Here is a 15,488-nt window from a genome sequence, read left to right on the forward strand (position 1 = left end):
GGGGCCGCGCGGCGGCTATTCCTCGGCGCGGGCGGGGGTGTGGCCGGCCGCGGTGACGGTGATGCCGGTGAGGATGAGGTCGATCCCGGCGAGGAACTGCTCGCGGTCGTCGTGGTCCCGGGCCTGGGCCGCGACGGCCCGGGTGAACGGGTAGTCGTCGGGGTCGAGTTCCTCCCACGCCGTCGACGTGGCGTCGAGGAACGCGGCGCGGTCCAGGCCGGGTCCGAGCGCGCGGCCGTGCGCGGCGTTCACGGCGTTCTGGCCGGCGGCGCCGAGGACGTAGTGCACCAGGGCCGAGGTGGCCGTGAACCAGCTGCCCTCGGGCACGCCGAGCGCGCGGACCTGACGGCCGACGCTCTCGAAGATCCGCGGCGTCACCGATCCCCAGGGCGTGCGGGAGAGCTGCGCCGCGAGCTGGGGGGCGAGCCACGGGTGCGCCTCGATGGCATCGAAGAGACCGAGCGCGACGCGACGGATCCTGTCCTGGGGAGAGCCGGGGGCGGTCTGGGCGGTCGGGGACCCGGCGGTGTCGGCCGCGGGTTCCGCGGACCCGGTGGGCTCCGCAGCTGCTGTGGGCTCGGACCGTCCCGGTGTCACCGCCGCGGCGACCACCGCGTCCGTCGCCGCGCCGAGCAGCTCGCCCTTGTTCGCCACGTGCCAGTAGATCGCCCCGGGCCCGGTGGCGAGGCGCTCGGTGAGTGCCCGGAACGTCAGCCCGGTCTCGCCCGCGGTGTCGAGCAGTTCGACGGCGGTCTCGACGATGCGCTCGCGGGAGAGCGCATCCGTGCGCCGCTGCGGCCGGCGTGTGCGGGGTGGCATGGGCCCATCTTGACATGACTGGAGCGCCGTTCCAACATGGAACGATGTTCCAGACTGGAACGACGTTCCATCCGCGTGCCGAAGGAGCCTCATGCCCACCCCCGTCACGATCGTCGGAGCCGGACTCGGCGGCCTCACCCTCGCCCGTGTCCTGCACGTCCACGGCATCCCGGCCGCCGTCTACGAAGCCGAACCCTCCCCGTCGGCCCGCGCGCAGGGCGGGATGCTCGACATCCATGAGCACAACGGCCAGTCGGCCCTCCGGACGGCAGGCCTGTTCCAGGAGTTCCGCGCCCTCGTCCTGGAGGGCCGCGAGGCCACCCGGGCCCTCGCCCCCGACGGGACCGTCCTGCACGACGAACCCGACGACGGCACCGGAGGCCGCCCCGAGGTACTGCGCGGCGAACTGCGCCGGATGCTGCTCGACTCCCTCCCGGCGGGCACCGTCCGCTGGGGTCACAAGGCCACCGGCGTACGGGCCCTCGGCTCCGGCCGCCACGAGGTGACGTTCGCCGACGGCACCACCGTCACCTCGCGGCTCCTGGTCGGCGCGGACGGCGCCTGGTCACGGGTCCGCCCGCTGCTCTCCGCCGCGACACCCGTGTACTCCGGCATGTCGTTCGTCGAGACCTACCTCTTCGACGCCGACACCCGGCACCCCGCCGCCGCCAAGGCGGTCGGCGGCGGCGGGATGTTCGCCCTCGCCCCCGGCAAGGGGATCCAGGCCCACCGGGAGGACGGCGGGACCCTCCACACCTACGTCGCCCTGCGCAGGTCCGAGGACTGGTTCGCCGCGATCGACTTCACCGACGCCACCGCGGCCGGCGCGCGGATCGCCGCGGAGTTCGACGGCTGGGCCCCCGAGCTGACCGCGCTGATCACCGACGGCGAGACCGCCCCGGTCCTGCGCCCCCTCCACACCCTGCCCGCCGGACACCGGTGGGACCGGCTGCCCGGGGTGACGCTGCTCGGCGACGCGGCCCACCTCATGGTCCCGAACGGCGAGGGCGCCAACCTCGCCATGTACGACGGCGCCGAACTCGGCAGGGCCCTCGCCGCGCACCCCGACGACCCGGAGGCGGCGCTCGCCGTGTACGAGCCGGCCATGTTCGCCCGCAGCGCCGCGGAGGCCGAGGACACCGTCCGCCTCCACGAGCTCATGTTCGGCGACGACACGCCGTACGGCCTGATCGCCATGTTCACCGCCGACGGCGGCCCCGTGAACCGAGGCCGCCCTGGAGCATGACGAGCGTCATGGCCAGAGGGGAGCGCCAGCCACTGCTTCCCCGACGGCAAGCAGCAGCGGGCCACGGAGGCGGTGCGGTTCGCGGGTACGGCCGTCGAGCGGCTGCTGACCGAGGAGCCGGCGGCCGGACCGGTCGCCGGGCTGCGTGCCTTCCTCGACCTGTGGCGCGGAATCGTCGTACGGAGCGACTTCCGGGCCGGCTGTCCCGTACTGGCGGTCCCCGTGGAGGAGCCACCGCCGGGTGACGAGGTCCCGCCCGCGCTCCTGGCCCCCGAGGTGGTCACCCCCGTCGTGGCCTCGGTGGAGGGCGCCATCGCCGTGTGCCGTGCCCGGCGCGGTCCGACCGTCTCGCCGGCATCCTGGACGACCCGCTCGACCCGGCCCCGTGAACGAACACGGCGCCCCGACGCCGTACCTCGACCCGGCCCTGCGCCGCCGCCGGCCGTCACCCCGTCACGCAGTCACCTCGGCTCTCCGCCACCCCCGTTTCCCCCGAACCGCGCGAGGGCGGCGAGGATCGTGTTCCGCATCGTGGGGCTGCCGGTGTGGCCCGAGTCGTCGATCACCTTGAGCTCCGCGTCGGGCCAGGCCTTGGCGAGTTCCCAGGCCGTCTTCAGCGGGCTGCCGATGTCGAGACGGCCGTGGATGAGGACCCCGGGGATACCGGCCAACCGGTGGGCTTCCCGGAGCAGTTGGCCGTCCTCGAGCCAGGCGTCGTGGGAGAAGTAGTGCGCGCAGATGCGGACGAAGGCCACCAGGGCGTCGTCGGGCCGGTTGCTGTACGCACCGGGATTGCCCAGTGTCTCGTGGGCGATGACCGCGTCCTCCCAGGTCACCCATGCGCGGACGGCCGCGGCCCGGACCGCGTCGTCAGGGCTGTTGAGCAGCCTGTCGTAGGCGGCGACGAGATCACCGTCGCGGTCGGCGGCCGGCACGGCGTCGCGGAAGGCCTCCCAGGGGCCGGGGAGCAGACGTCCGACACCCCGGTAGAGCCAGTCCGTCTCCTCCGGCCGGGTCATGGTGACACCCTGGATGACGATCTCGGAGACCCGCTCGGGGTGGCGTTCGGCATAGGCGAGGATCAGGGTGGAGCCCCAGGAGCCGCCGTAGAGGAGCCAGCGGTCGACGCCCAGGTGCTCGCGGAGCCGTTCCATGTCGGCGATCAGGTGGTCGGTGGTGTTGGCGGCGAGGCTGACCGCCGGGTCGGAGGCGTGCGGCAGGCTCTCGCCGCAGCCGCGCTGGTCGAAGAGGACGATCCGGTACACCTCGGGGTCGAACATCCGGCGACTGTGACGGCGCCCGCCGCCACCGGGGCCGCCGTGCACGCACAGGGCGGCCTTGCCGTCGGGGTTGCCGCTGGTCTCCCAGTAGATCCGCTGCCCGTCACCGACCTCGAGGAGCCCACGGGCGTACGGTTCGACGGGCGGGAACTGCTCGGGCATGGCGCTCTCCTGCTGACCGAGTGAGTGAACAGTCATGTCTACCAGCAGAGTTGGAAGGGGGCTCGGGAAGAGGAGGTCTCCCGCACCACGGCCTGCGGCCTCCCGGACCCACGGGACGCAGCACGTGGTACCGCGCGTGCGAGACCAGGTCGTCCGCCGCTCCCCACAGCGTGCCGAGCCCGGCGTCGACGATCAGTACGATCCGGCCCCACCGCGCCCGCCCGACCGTACGGCGGCGGCCGATCCGGCGGAGGACCACCCGCCCGACGAGTGCCACGACGAGCAGCACCACAGCCCCCCGTCCGCGCCGCGCCCGGGCCGCCACCGACACATCGCGGCGCGGCCTGCACCAGCACCGACCCACCGCCCGCGAACCGGGCCCAGCCGCCGGCGCGGTAGGCCCTCATGGCGACACCGGCCCACTGACGTCAGGTGTTCACGCCGGCGCGGGGAGCGTTTGTTCCGCCCAGATCGTCTTGCCGGTCGGGGTCTGGCGGCTGCCCCAGCGTTCCGAGAGCTGCGCGACCAGGAGCAGGCCCCGGCCGCCCTCGTCGTAGACCCGGGCGCGGCGCAGATGGGGGGCCGTGTTGCTGCCGTCGGAGACCTCGCAGATCAGGGACGCGTCGCGGATCAGGCGGAGGGCGATGGGGCCTTCGCCGTAGCGGACCGCGTTGGTGACCAGTTCGCTGACGATCAGTTCCGTGGCGAAGGCCGCGTCCGTCAGCCCCCAGGCCTCCAGCTGTTCGCCGGCCATCTTGCGGGCCCCGGCGACCGCCGCCGGGTGCTGCGGGAGCTGCCAGGTGCGCACCCTCGCGGTGTCCAGGGCGGACGTGCGGGCCAGCAGGAGCACGATGTCGTCGGCGGGGCGGTCGGTCAGGACCGTGCGCAGTACCTGGTCGCACATGTCCTCCAGGGGCACGGCCGGGCCGCCGAGGGCCCCGCGGAGCAGGTTCAGGCCCACCTCGATGTCGTGGTCGGCGGCCTCGACCAGACCGTCGGTGTAGAGGGCGAGCAGGCTGCCCTCCGGCAGGTCCACCTCGACGGACTCGAAGGGGAGACCGCCGAGACCGAGCGGGGGGCCGGCCGGCAGGTCGAGGAAGCGCACGTGGCCGTCGGGGGTGACCAGGGCCGGCGGCGGATGGCCGGCCCTGGCCATGGTGCAGCGGCGGCTCACCGGGTCGTAGACGGCGTAGAGGCAGGTCGCACCGACCTCCCCCAGCGACGCCCCCGCCTCACCCGCCCCCACCCCACCGGCCCCACCGGCCCCACCGGCTCCCCTCGGGTGGCCGGGGAACACCGGGGCCTCCTCGGGGTCGAGGCGGATGACCAGGTCGTCCAGTTGGGTCAGGAGTTCGTCGGGGGCGAGGTCCACGTCCGCCAGGGTCCGTACCGCCGTACGCAGCCGCCCCATCGTCGCGGACGCGCCGACGCCGTGGCCGACCACGTCGCCGACCACCAGGGCGACCCGGGCGCCGGACAGCGGGATCACGTCGAACCAGTCGCCGCCGACGTCCGCACCCGAGCCGGTGGGCAGGTAGCGGTACGCCACCTCGGTGGCCGCGAGGCCCGGCGGCGGCCCGGGCAGCAGACTGCGCTGGAGTGCGAGGGCGGTGCGGCGCTCGCGGGTGTAGCGGCGGGCGTTGTCCACGCTCACCGCGGCCCGCGCGACGATCTCCTCGGCGAGCCGCTGGTCGTCCTCGGTGAAGGACTCGGACGTACGGTGCCGCAGGAAGTGGACCAGGCCCAGGGTGACGCCCCGGGCGCGCAACGGCACCATCAGCACCGAGTGGATCATGTGCCGGGCGACGGCGTCGGCGCGGGCCTGGGAGGCGGCGATCCACTCCCGCATCCCGGGGTCGCCGGGGCTGTTGCGGGTGGCACGGCCGCCGGTCAGGGCCCACATCGGGGGCGTGTCCACCGGGTAGTGGACCGGGTCGCCGGGGGCGGCCGCCGACTCCGGGCAGCCCGGCAGGACCGACCGCTGCGCGGTACGGCGTACGGTCAGGGACCGGCCCGGCGGCAGCGGTTCCGGCTCGTCGCCCAGGGCGACGGACTCCAGCAGGTCGACGGTGACGTAGTCGGCGAACTGGCCGACGGCCACCTCGGCCAGTTCGTCGGCGGTCCTGACCACGTCCAGGGTGGTGCCGATGCGCATGCTCGCGTCGTTGAGGACGGCCAGGTGGCGGCGGGCCCAGTACTGCTCGGTGGTGTCGAAGACGACCGCGGACATGCCCTGCACCGCGCCGGTCTCGTCCTTCAGCGGGGAGAAGAACATCGACCAGGCGTGCTCGCGGGTCTCGCCGGGCGCCTGGCCGTGCTGCTCGTGGAAGACCCTCTGTCCGGTGCGCAGCACCTCCCGCTGGAGGCGGTCGTACTCGTCGAAGGGCGGTCTGGGCTCGATCTCCCGCAGGGTCAGGCCGCGCATCTCCGCGACGGACAGGCCCATGATGCGGGTCATGACCTCGTTGGCGGTGACGAGCCGGGCGTCCCGGTCGTAGATCGCCACCGGCATCGGCAGCTGGGCCAGCGTGAGGTCCCACAGGGCCGCCGCCCCCGCCTCGCCGCGTCCGCTCACGGCCGTCCGCGCCGCGCCGGTCACCAGCCAGAGCGGCCGGCCGGGCCCGGCGGCCAGCGGGGTGCCCTGGAGGCGTACGACGACCCGGTCGCCGTTGCGGTGCCGCAGCGCCACCTCGGTGGACCAGCGGTTCCCGGCGGCGAGGTGGCGGCGCGCGGACGGGGGCAGGCGCCCGGCGAGCAGGGTCCGGGCCGGTCGGCCGACGACCTCGGCGGGTTCGTAGCCGAGCAGGTGCCGGGCACCGGCGCTCCACACGAGGACCGCCCCGCCGGCGTCGACGACGACCGCCAGGTCCTCCGGTACGCGTGCGTCCATGGTGCCTCCGGGTGTCCGGGTACCCGCACCCGCTCCAAGGATCCCGCCGCGTCCTTCTCCGCTCAACCGACGGCGAGCGGCCCCCGGCCCCTCCAGTCGGTGCAGACGGACGAGCGCTCGCCGAGGAAGACATGGCTCCTGCTGTCGAAGATCCACTCCTCGCGCTGTCCGCTGGTCGCGCCGGGTCCCCGGCAGGGTCCCGCCGGGGCGGTGGCGTGGCTCCGCCGGTCAGTGGTCCGGCCCTGCGGTCCCCGGCCCGCCCGCCGGCCTGTGGCTGATCCCTGCCGGTTCCTGGCCCACAGCCCTCGCCAGTGGCCGGCAGCCCTCGGCCAGTGGCCGGCCCTCGCCGGTCCCCCCGGCCGCACCCCGCGCCTCGTCAAGGGCGTACGCCCGCCCGTGTGGCCGCTAGGCCCGTTCCCGGGGCGACGCCCCAGGGCGGGTCAGGGCGTCGGAGACGACCGCGATCAGCAGGACGCCGCCGGTGATCATGAACTGGACCGCGGGCTGGACCCCCAGGAGCGCCATGCCCGAGGCGATCGACTGGATGACGAGGACGCCCAGCAGCGCCGACCAGGTCGAGCCGCGGCCCCCGAAGAGGCTGGTGCCGCCGATGACGGCGGCGGCGATCGCGTTGACCAGCAGCATGCCGGAGCCGGGAGCCGGGGTCGCCGAGGTGAGCCGGGAGGCGACGAACAGCCCGCCGACCGCGGCCAGCGCCCCGGACACCAGGAACACCGAGATCCGGACCCGCGCCACCGGGACCCCGGCGCGCAGGGCGGCCTCCGCGCCACCGCCGAGGGCGAGCACCTGCCGCCCGTAGGAGGTGCGGCGCAGCAGGAGATCCGAGCAGACGAGGACCACGAGGAAGATCAGAAGAGCGAGGGGCAGGCCCTCGAAGCGGGACAGGACGTACGCGACGGCGAAGGCGACCACCGCGAGCAGCGCGGCGCGGACGCAGATGACGCCCGTCGGCCGGTGCGGCAGCCCGAGGGCGGCGCGCCGTCCGCTGTCGCGCAGGCAGGCCCCGAGGTAGCACGCCGTGCCGAGCACCGCCAGGCCCCAGGTGGCGGCCGCGGCGCCGAAGTACCGGCTGGTCAGTGCGGCGACCAGACCGTCCCCGCTGAAGCCGATGGAGGTCTCCGGGCCCAGCAGGTAGAGCATCAGACCGTCCCAGGCCAGCAGTCCCGCGAGGGTCACGACGAAGGCGGGCACCCCGGTCTTGGTGTACACGAACCCGTGGAAGGCGCCGGCGGCGGCACCCGCCGCCACCGCGACGAGCACGGCGAGCCACTCCGGCATCCCCTGGTTCACGTTCAGCGTCGCGAACAGGGCACCCGACAGACCGGCCAGCGAACCCACCGACAGATCGAGTTCGCCGATCAGCAGGACGAAGACGACCCCGACGGCGACCGTCCCGGTCCCCACGATGTCCACGCTGAGCACGGAGAGGTTGCGCGGCGAGAGGAAGTTGGCGTTGAGGCCCTGGAAGACCGCCCAGATCACGGCGAGGGCGAGCAGCACCGGGGCCGGTCCGAGGCCGCCCTCGCGCAGCCGTCGGCGCGCCGTGCCCGCGGACGCCGTGAGCCGGCCCCGGTACCCGCCCCTCACGGCCAGGTCTCCTCCGGGTCGGCCGGGCGGCGGGGCCGGCCGGAGTGGTCCGCCGCCCCCGTGATGGCGCCGATGATCTGTTCCTGGGAGGTGGTCCCCACGTTGAAGAGGCCGTTGTTGCGGCCGAGGCGCAGCACGGCGACCCGGTCCGCGACGGCCTTGATGTCCCCCATGTTGTGGCTGATGAGCAGCACCCCGGCACCTCGGTCGCGAAGGTCCTCGATCAGGTCGAGGAGCTGGTTGGCCTGTTCGAGGCCGAGGGAGGCGGTGGGTTCGTCGAGGAGCAGCAGGCGGGGCTCGCTGAGGAAGGACCGGGTGATCGCGACGACCTGCCGCTGGCCGCCGGTCAGGGTGGCGAGCGGGGCCCGCAGGTCGGGGATGTGCAGGGGCAGTATCCGCAGGACCTCGCGGGCACGGTGCTCCATCTCCGCCTCGTCCAGGATGCCGTGGTGGTGGATCTCCCGGCCGAGGAAGAGGTTGCCGACGACGTCGAGGTTCCCGCACATCGAGAGGTCCTGGTAGACGGTCGCGATGCCGAGGGAACGGGCGTCGTGCGGGCGTTTGATCTGGACGGCGCGGCCCTCCCACTCGATGGTGCCCTTGTCGGGGGTCACGACCCCGGAGATCACTTTGACCAGCGTGGACTTCCCGGCGGCGTTGCCGCCCACCAGCGCGACCACCTCTCCGGCCCTGATCTCCAGGTCGACGTCCACCAGCGCCTCGACGGCAGCGAACCGTTTGCAGACGCCGTGCAGCGCCAGCAGGGGCTGAACCACGGAGCCACCACCTCCCTCACCCGTGGAGCGGGCTCATCGGGTGAGTCCCGCCTTGGCGCAGGCGGACCGGAGTTTAGGCGTACATATCTGGTCGATACGGTATATACCGTCCGTCACCAGCGTGTCCTTGATCGTGCCGGCTGTCACCGGGTACGACGGCAGCAGTACCGACGGGATCTTCCTCCTGGTCGGGCCGGCCACGGTGCCGGTGGCCACCGAGGTGACCGGGTCGCCGCGGCCCAGGGCGACGGCCATCCGGACCGCGGCGGCGGCCTCGGCCCGGTAGGGCTTGTAGACGGTCATGTACTGGCGGCCCGCCACGATCCGCTGTACGGCCGCCAGGTCCGCGTCCTGCCCGGTCACCGGGGGCAGCGGCCGGACCGCACTGGCGTCCAGTGCCGAGATGACCGCGCCGGCGAGGCTGTCGTTGGCGGCGAGGACACCGTCGATACGGCCGGCGCCCAGGGCGGCGATGGCACCGGTCATGTCGGTGTAGGCGTTCTCCGGCCGCCAGCCCGCGGTGTCGTACGACTTGCCGATCCGCACCTTGCCCCGCAGGACGGAGAGCGCGCCCCGCTCGTACCACCCGGCGTTCGGGTCGGAGGTGGCGCCGTTCATCATGACGATCCGGCCGCCGTCCGCCTTCTTGCCCATGGCGGTCAGCAGCGCCCGGCCCTGGAGCCGGCCGACCGTCGCGCCGTCGAAGGTGACGTAGCCGGAGATCGGGCCCTGGGCGAGCCGGTCGTAGGCGACGACCGGAATGCCGGCCCGGTGTGCGGCCTCCACCGACGAGCGCAGCACCTTGGGGTCGATGGCGGCCACGACCAGGACGTTCACGCGCCGGGTGATCAGGGCCTGGAGCTGTTGCTGCTGGACGTCGGCGTCGGGGGTGGCCGCGACGACCGGCGCCGGGCAGTGCGGGCACAGCCGCTTCAGCTCCTGCTCGATGAGCGGCCGGTCGAACTGCCCGAACCGCGAGGCCCCGCCGCCCGGCAGCAGTACGCCGACGCTGAGCCGGTCGCCTCCACTCCCGCCGCCGCCACCGCAGGCGCCGCTGAGCACAAGCCCGGCCCCGACCGCGACCGCCACGCAGGCACGGGCGAGGAATCCGCGCTGCGCGCCCGCAGGCCCGACGCCGAGACCCATGACCGGTTCCTTAGGGTGTTTCGTCCTGACTCGCCCCGTAAGAGGAGTCTGACATCAGCCGGTCGGACCGTCACCCGCCCTCCACCTGAACGCCCGGCCGGCCGGACGTGGCCACCGACGGCGAACGGCCCGCCGAAGAACACCTCCGGGGCCTGGTACCAGCGGCCCCGGAAGCGTGGCCGGGTCAGCCCTTGGGCCCCGCGGACTGCACCACCTCGAAGGACCACAGCGTCGACCCGGAAGCCGCCGGCCTGGGCCGCTCACCCTCGGCACCCCCCTGGTGCGCCGTCTTCATCGGCCCCTCCATCCACGCCTGGAAGGACTCCTCGTCGCGCCACCGCGTGTACGAGGACGACGACGAGCCCGCAGGCGAACCGTCCGAGAGCGGCGCCCAACGACGCGGCCCCATGACCGGCCGCGACATCAAGAGCACCAAGGAGCAGGAGCGAGACGGCCGGGACTAGATCGCGCGGCACGGCGGCACCTGCGTGCACATCTACTACGAGCCGGACACCTCGGCATGGCGCAAGAAGCGTGTCCGCCTGCCGGACGGCCGAGTGGTCTACCGAGTGGTCCGCCCCGTCTTCGAAGGCGCTTTGGAAGACCTCAAGTCCGGCCGGACGCCCGACGGCCAGAGCCTTGATGGCCTGATCGTCTACGACATCGACCGCCTGACACGCGACAACCGGCACCTTGAAGACGCCATCGACGTGGTGGAGCGTCACCGCCGGCCCGTCATCGACATCAACGGCAGCCTTGACCTCCTCACGGAGAACGGGCGAGCCACGGCGCGCGTGGTCGTGGCGATGAGCAACAAGCAGTCCACCGACACGGCCAGGCGCGTACGGCGTAAGCACAGGGCGTTGGAGCGTGAGGGGATCCCGACAGGGGGAGCACGGCCGTTCGGCTGGTTGGACGACAAGCGGACCCTGCACCCGACCGAATCAAAACTCCTACGGGAAGCTGCACACGGCATCCTCGGTGGTGCTCCCGTGCGCGCCTACCCGGTCCGCTGGAACGAGACCGGGGTGACGACGCCGCGTGGAAGCACGTGGAACCCCACCAAGCTCAAGATGGTGCTGCGTAATCCGCGTATCTGTGGAATCCGTTCACGCAAGGTACGCGTTCTCAACCCCGACACGGGAACCGAGAACGAACGCTGGGAGATCGTCTACGGGGACGATGGCGAACCGGTGCGCGGGCAGTGGGAGAGGATCATCTCCGTCGAGCAGTGGGAAGCCCTGCTCGAAGTCATCGGCGAGAACATGCAGCCCGGCAACGGGCACAACTCCCGCAAGTACCTTTTGACCGGGACTCTCCGTTGCGACAAGGACGAGTGCGGCGCTCTCCATCGAGCGATGAAGGCCCCGAAGAGCGCCAACAAACCCGAAGGGTTCTTCTACTACGCATGTCCGGACAAGGGGCAGGGCGGGTGCGGCGCCGGAACAAAGATCCCCGGCCCCGAGGCCGACAAGGCGGTGACAGAGCTTGTGATCGCCAAGTACGAGGAGGAAGCAGCAGCCCGCCAGGCCGAGGCCGCGCCGCGTGAGTGGGACGGCGAAGAGAGGCTTGCTCGTGTCCGTGAGGACATCGAGGAGGCCAAGGAGGCCCGCCAACAATGCTTGCTCACCAAAGAGCGCTACTTCGCCATGCTCCAGGAACTCACGGCTCAGGAACGGCGGCTGACGCGAGATCGCAACCGGTGGATCAAGCAGCAGACCGCCGCACACGGAAAGCCGGTCGACCTGCGCGCGGAGTGGGACGGCCTCACCCTGCCGGAACAGCGGGCGTACGTGGAGCAGACACTTACAGCGGTGCTGGTCAGCCCGGCAATCGGCCGCCGCAGGCCGGTCCAGACGAGGTTGACCCCGCTCTTCCGGACGGAGGACGACGCCTAGCTCGGGCCAGGGCCTGTTGCGGAAGTGGGTAGTGAGATTCTCCTGGGTACGGAGCTGGGTGAGCCTTCATTGTTGGGTGCGCCGCGGCCGGCGGGTCGGGCATTCGCCAACCCGACGACATCACGCGGGCCACGGCCGTGGCCACTCGACAACTACGACGCCGAGATGCGTACATCCAACGAGTAATCCAGCACCGAGGCGCCTTCGTCGTTTCTGCGCGGGCTCCGCCCGCGCGGGGCGGGGGGCTTCGCCCACCCACACCCCCTGGCGGAGGCGGCCTGTCGGCGGTTGCGGCATCACTGGGCCACGTACGCGCCGTACTGGTCTGCGAGGACGTTCACGGCCGCCGAGCCGCCGTTGTAGATGTCGACGTACCCGTCCGAGCCGACCGGGGGCGTGATCTCGTTCGGTGTCGTCCGCCCGGTGCCGTAGTCCAGGCTCGCCGTACCCGGCCGGGTGGTTCCGTCGGCCCAGGCGGTCAGGTAGCCGCCGGTGGCGGGGCTGACGGCGGTCAGCACCAGGTCGGCGGCCGTAGTGCCGGACGACGGGATGCCGTGGACGCCGCTGAACCTGAGCTTCAGCGTCTGGTGCGCCCCGAGTCTGGCGATGCGGCCACCGGTTCCGGTGCCGTTCCGGGTATCGAGGATCCGGGTGGGCGTGGACGGCAGGTAGACCGAACCGGTGCCGGTCGCGTCGGCGTAGCCGAAGACGTCGGTGACCATCTGCACGGAGCCGCTGCTGCTGTTGTGCAGCACGACCTTGCCGTCGGCGAGCGGCACGACGGTCAGGTTCGACACCGTCTGCCCCTTGGCCCAGTACGACGTGGTGACGGCCGAGTCCGCCATGCCGTGCGAGGTGACACTGAGCGATCCGGACGCCTGGGCGCTCGTCGTCTGGACGTCGAGGACGACGGCCGCCGCGTCCGCCGGGATGCCGTGGGTCCCGGCGACACTGACTGTGATCGACTTCCCGGACGTCACCGGGCCGGTGACGCCACCCGTGCCGCTTCGTGTGTCGAGCACGCGGACGGGGGTGACGGGCGTGTAGGTGTGCCCGTACTGGGCGTGGCTGAAGATCCCGGCGGTGACGACCTTCACGCTGATGGAGGCCGCGCTGCCGTTGAAGAGGTATACGTCCCCGGAGGGGCTTGTCCTGACCGTCATGCCGTTCTCGGTGGTCTGGTGCGCGGCGAAGTTCAGAGCTGAGACGGACGGCCGCGTGGTGCCGTACGGATCGAGGGTCAGATAGCCGCCCGCGGTGCCGCCGGTGACCGTGACCCTCAGGGCGGCCGCGTCGACGCCGTTCGAATCGGTGTGCAGGGTGCTGCTGGTGAGGTCGAGGAGGCCATGGGCCTTGACGGTGCCCTGGTAGTCGTACTCCGGCGGCGTCAGCGGCGTGTAGGAGTCGGCTGGCCGGAAGGTGGCGGTGGCGGTGGCGGTACGCCCGAAGATGTCGGTCTGCGTCAGTGTCAGCGTGTAGCTGCTGAACGGCTCGTAGTCATGCCCCGTGGCTCCCGCGGTGACGGGCACGCTGCTGGACGAGGCGTCGCCCCAGGAGATCGTGCGCGAGGCGAGCTCCCAGTTGTCCGAGTGGTCGAGCGTGAGGGAGGCGGTTCCCGCGTCGACGGTGCCCTGGGCGATCTCCGGGCTCACGGTCAATGACGTGGCCGGGGGCGTCGCCGTACCGACGGTGACCTTCGCCGTCCGGGTCGCGCTGGACCCGTTGGCGTCGGTGACGGTGACCTTCTCCGCGTAGACGCCGGGGGTGGTGTACGTGTGCGTGACGGTCCCGGAGGCGTCCGTGACGGCCGGGCTGCCGTCGCCGAAGTCCACCGTGTACGTCTGCGGCAGACCCCAGGAGCCGGGCTTCGCGCTGCCCGGCGTCACCGACACGCTGAGCGGGCCAATACCGCTGGACGGCGTGGCACCGCCGAGCGCGGAGAGGGTGTCCTGCCGCTCGAAGGCCCCGCGGTCGTACGTCGTATGGGCGCCGGTGCCGGTGTCCGCGACGAGGGGGTCGTCGACCCGGGGCGTGCCGTTCACGTCGGTGGCCAGTTCGCCTGGCGCATCGGCGTCGGCCGAGTCGATCACCGGGGAGTTCTCGTCCGTGGCGTCTGGGTATGCGTAGCCGACGTGGTCGAGGTCGTGGGCGCCCTGGCCGGTGGCCGCGGTGAAGGCGGCGGCCGTGGTGTAGCCGATGCCGCCCCAGGAGTACTCGGTCCGGCCGTTGCCGGGCGCGAAGGCGTTGTAGTCGGCGGTCACGGAGGCCGCCGAGTCGGCGGCGGCGGAGAACACGGGGGCCGTCGGGGCGGGACAGACGGTGCCGTGCCCGGCGCCCGTGAAGACGTTGTTCTCCACCGTCGCGGAGGAACCGCCGTCAATGGTGAGGCCCGGCCCGCACGCGTCGTCCAGCGTGTTGCCCGTCAGATCCGCGGTGGCGGTGCCGCTGACCGCGATCTCGGCGTATCTGCTGCCTTCGAGCTCGTTGGTCGTCACGGTGACGTCGTGCGCGCCGGACGCGACCTGGACGGCGTTCCCGTGACTGTCGTAGATCTGGCTGCGGGAGACGGTGACATCCGACGAGGCGCCGTCGACGGAGACCCCGTCGGTGGCCTCGGTCCCGTCCTGGGGGCCCTGCTGGGCGATGAACAGACGGTCGAGCACCACGTCCTGCGAGCCCCTGACGTCGACGGCGTCGGTCGTGGTGTGGTCCAGCTGGAGGTAGGAGACGTGGACGTCGTGCACGCCCGACAGGGTGATCGTTCCGCCCAGGAGCGGCGGCAGGATCAGGGCGGCCGAGGTGCCGATGGGGTCGGAGGAGACGCCCTGGAAGGTGATCGGCGCGGAGGAAGTGCCGGACCGGGTGAGGGTCACCCTCCCGCCGTGGCGCGGGGGGCCGACGATGTCGACCGTCTGGCCCGGCACAACCACGTCGGCGGCGGCCTGCACCGAGCAGAGCGGCACGCCCTGCGTGCCCGGGCCCGTGTCGCTGCACCAGTCGACGTCCTGCACGTACAACGTCCTGGGCTGCCCGGTGTCCGCCGCAGCGGCCGGCGCTCCGGCCAGAACGCCCACGATGACCAGCATGCTCGCGGCCAAGGCGACGAAGCGTGACGAGCCCACCATTCCCCCAATAGATCAGGTGTACGGAGGCGCAGTCTGGCACCGGCATCACAAAGAGGGGGTCTTGCGTTGCCCTTGATCGTCTATCCGTTTGAACGTGTTCGGTCAGGCCGCCCCTCGCGCGGAAGACCGCTGCACGGCGGTCAAGTACCGTCCGGAGCCGGTCGGCGTCGGTCGGGGCCTGGATGCCGCGCTTGGGCAGCATGGTGAGTCCTGTGGCGTTCATGTCGGTGCTGAGCATGACGAACAGCTCGGCCGTCTCCGCATAGCGCGGCAGCGACCCCCACCCCACGATCGTCGGGGTGTCGCCCGTGGTGACCCGCACCGGAATCGTCCACCCGGACCCGGAACTCACCGCGCAGCACGCTGATCTTCGCGAGCCGGCGTGCCTGCAGCCGGGGCAGCAGCACCAGTACCAGCGTCAAGATCCACTTTCACAACACGCCTTAGCACTGCAACGGTGCTTGCCGTGACTGGTGGCCAGTTGGGTCGTTGGTCTGGTTATGGGTGGGGACCTTGGGCGCCCCGGCCGCCCGCCTGG

Annotated in this window: 9 protein-coding genes and 2 pseudogenes; 3 read left to right on the forward strand and 8 right to left on the reverse strand. The window is 72.4% G+C overall.

Annotation, left to right across the window (positions count from 1 at the left end; genetic code table 11):
* Window positions 1–15 precede the first annotated feature (15 nt).
* Window positions 16–819, reverse strand: coding sequence for a TetR/AcrR family transcriptional regulator C-terminal domain-containing protein (locus ABZ646_RS03270; protein WP_360512415.1), 804 nt, complete (start codon window positions 817–819; stop codon window positions 16–18).
* A gap of 91 nt (window positions 820–910) precedes the next feature.
* On the opposite strand from ABZ646_RS03270, the gene ABZ646_RS03275 reads away from it, so the two are divergent.
* Window positions 911–2,065, forward strand: a complete 1,155-nt coding sequence (locus tag ABZ646_RS03275) for an NAD(P)/FAD-dependent oxidoreductase (protein WP_360512417.1) — start codon at window positions 911–913, stop codon at window positions 2,063–2,065.
* A gap of 12 nt (window positions 2,066–2,077) precedes the next feature.
* Window positions 2,078–2,401, forward strand: a pseudogene (locus ABZ646_RS03280) (TetR/AcrR family transcriptional regulator); the annotation flags it as partial.
* Between the two features lie 125 nt (window positions 2,402–2,526).
* Here ABZ646_RS03280 and pip read toward each other — a convergent pair.
* The 6 genes and pseudogenes from pip to ABZ646_RS03310 all read right to left on the reverse strand — a co-directional run.
* Complete coding sequence (gene pip / locus ABZ646_RS03285) at window positions 2,527–3,507, reverse strand: prolyl aminopeptidase (RefSeq protein ID WP_360512435.1); 981 nt, start codon at window positions 3,505–3,507, stop codon at window positions 2,527–2,529.
* 436 nt (window positions 3,508–3,943) lie between these two features.
* Window positions 3,944–6,397 carry a SpoIIE family protein phosphatase gene (locus ABZ646_RS03290; RefSeq protein WP_360512419.1) on the reverse strand — a complete coding sequence of 818 codons (2,454 nt, stop codon included), beginning with the start codon at window positions 6,395–6,397 and terminating at the stop codon, window positions 3,944–3,946.
* A gap of 405 nt (window positions 6,398–6,802) precedes the next feature.
* Entirely contained in the window at window positions 6,803–8,005 is a 1,203-nt protein-coding gene (locus ABZ646_RS03295) for a sugar ABC transporter permease (protein WP_360512421.1), read from the reverse strand.
* Complete coding sequence (locus ABZ646_RS03300) at window positions 8,002–8,781, reverse strand: ATP-binding cassette domain-containing protein (RefSeq protein ID WP_360512423.1); 780 nt, start codon at window positions 8,779–8,781, stop codon at window positions 8,002–8,004. Before ABZ646_RS03300 ends, ABZ646_RS03295 begins: the two co-directional genes overlap by 4 nt.
* A gap of 33 nt (window positions 8,782–8,814) precedes the next feature.
* The gene (locus ABZ646_RS03305) at window positions 8,815–9,927 is read right to left on the reverse strand and encodes a substrate-binding domain-containing protein (RefSeq protein ID WP_360512425.1); all 1,113 of its coding nucleotides are present in this window, start codon (window positions 9,925–9,927) and stop codon (window positions 8,815–8,817) included.
* Window positions 9,928–10,111: 184 nt separating this feature from the next.
* Window positions 10,112–10,273, reverse strand: a pseudogene (locus ABZ646_RS03310) (antibiotic biosynthesis monooxygenase); the annotation flags it as partial.
* Window positions 10,274–10,415: 142 nt separating this feature from the next.
* Between ABZ646_RS03310 and ABZ646_RS03315 the strand changes: the two are divergent.
* Window positions 10,416–11,825 carry a recombinase family protein gene (locus tag ABZ646_RS03315; RefSeq protein ID WP_360512427.1) on the forward strand — a complete coding sequence of 470 codons (1,410 nt, stop codon included), beginning with the start codon at window positions 10,416–10,418 and terminating at the stop codon, window positions 11,823–11,825.
* A 296-nt stretch (window positions 11,826–12,121) separates the two neighbouring features.
* On the opposite strand, the gene ABZ646_RS03320 is transcribed toward ABZ646_RS03315, so the two are convergent.
* On the reverse strand, window positions 12,122–14,950 hold the full coding sequence (locus ABZ646_RS03320; protein ID WP_360512429.1) for a right-handed parallel beta-helix repeat-containing protein: 2,829 nt from the start codon (window positions 14,948–14,950) through the stop codon (window positions 12,122–12,124).
* Window positions 14,951–15,488: the final 538 nt, after the last annotated feature.

The sequence above is a fragment of the Streptomyces sp. NPDC007162 genome, from assembly GCF_040634175.1.
Taxonomy (GTDB): Bacteria; Actinomycetota; Actinomycetes; order Streptomycetales; family Streptomycetaceae; genus Streptomyces.

Bases quoted from the DNA above. Each gene is read 5' to 3' on its own strand.
- ABZ646_RS03270 (WP_360512415.1), bottom strand. From the start codon at position 819: ATGCCACCCCGCACACGCCGGCCGCAGCGGCGCACGGATGCGCTCTCC.
- ABZ646_RS03320 (WP_360512429.1), bottom strand. From the start codon at position 14,950: ATGGTGGGCTCGTCACGCTTCGTCGCCTTGGCCGCGAGCATGCTGGTC.
- ABZ646_RS03275 (WP_360512417.1), top strand. From the start codon at position 911: ATGCCCACCCCCGTCACGATCGTCGGAGCCGGACTCGGCGGCCTCACC.
- ABZ646_RS03305 (WP_360512425.1), bottom strand. From the start codon at position 9,927: ATGGGTCTCGGCGTCGGGCCTGCGGGCGCGCAGCGCGGATTCCTCGCC.
- ABZ646_RS03290 (WP_360512419.1), bottom strand. From the start codon at position 6,397: ATGGACGCACGCGTACCGGAGGACCTGGCGGTCGTCGTCGACGCCGGC.
- pip (WP_360512435.1), bottom strand. From the start codon at position 3,507: ATGCCCGAGCAGTTCCCGCCCGTCGAACCGTACGCCCGTGGGCTCCTC.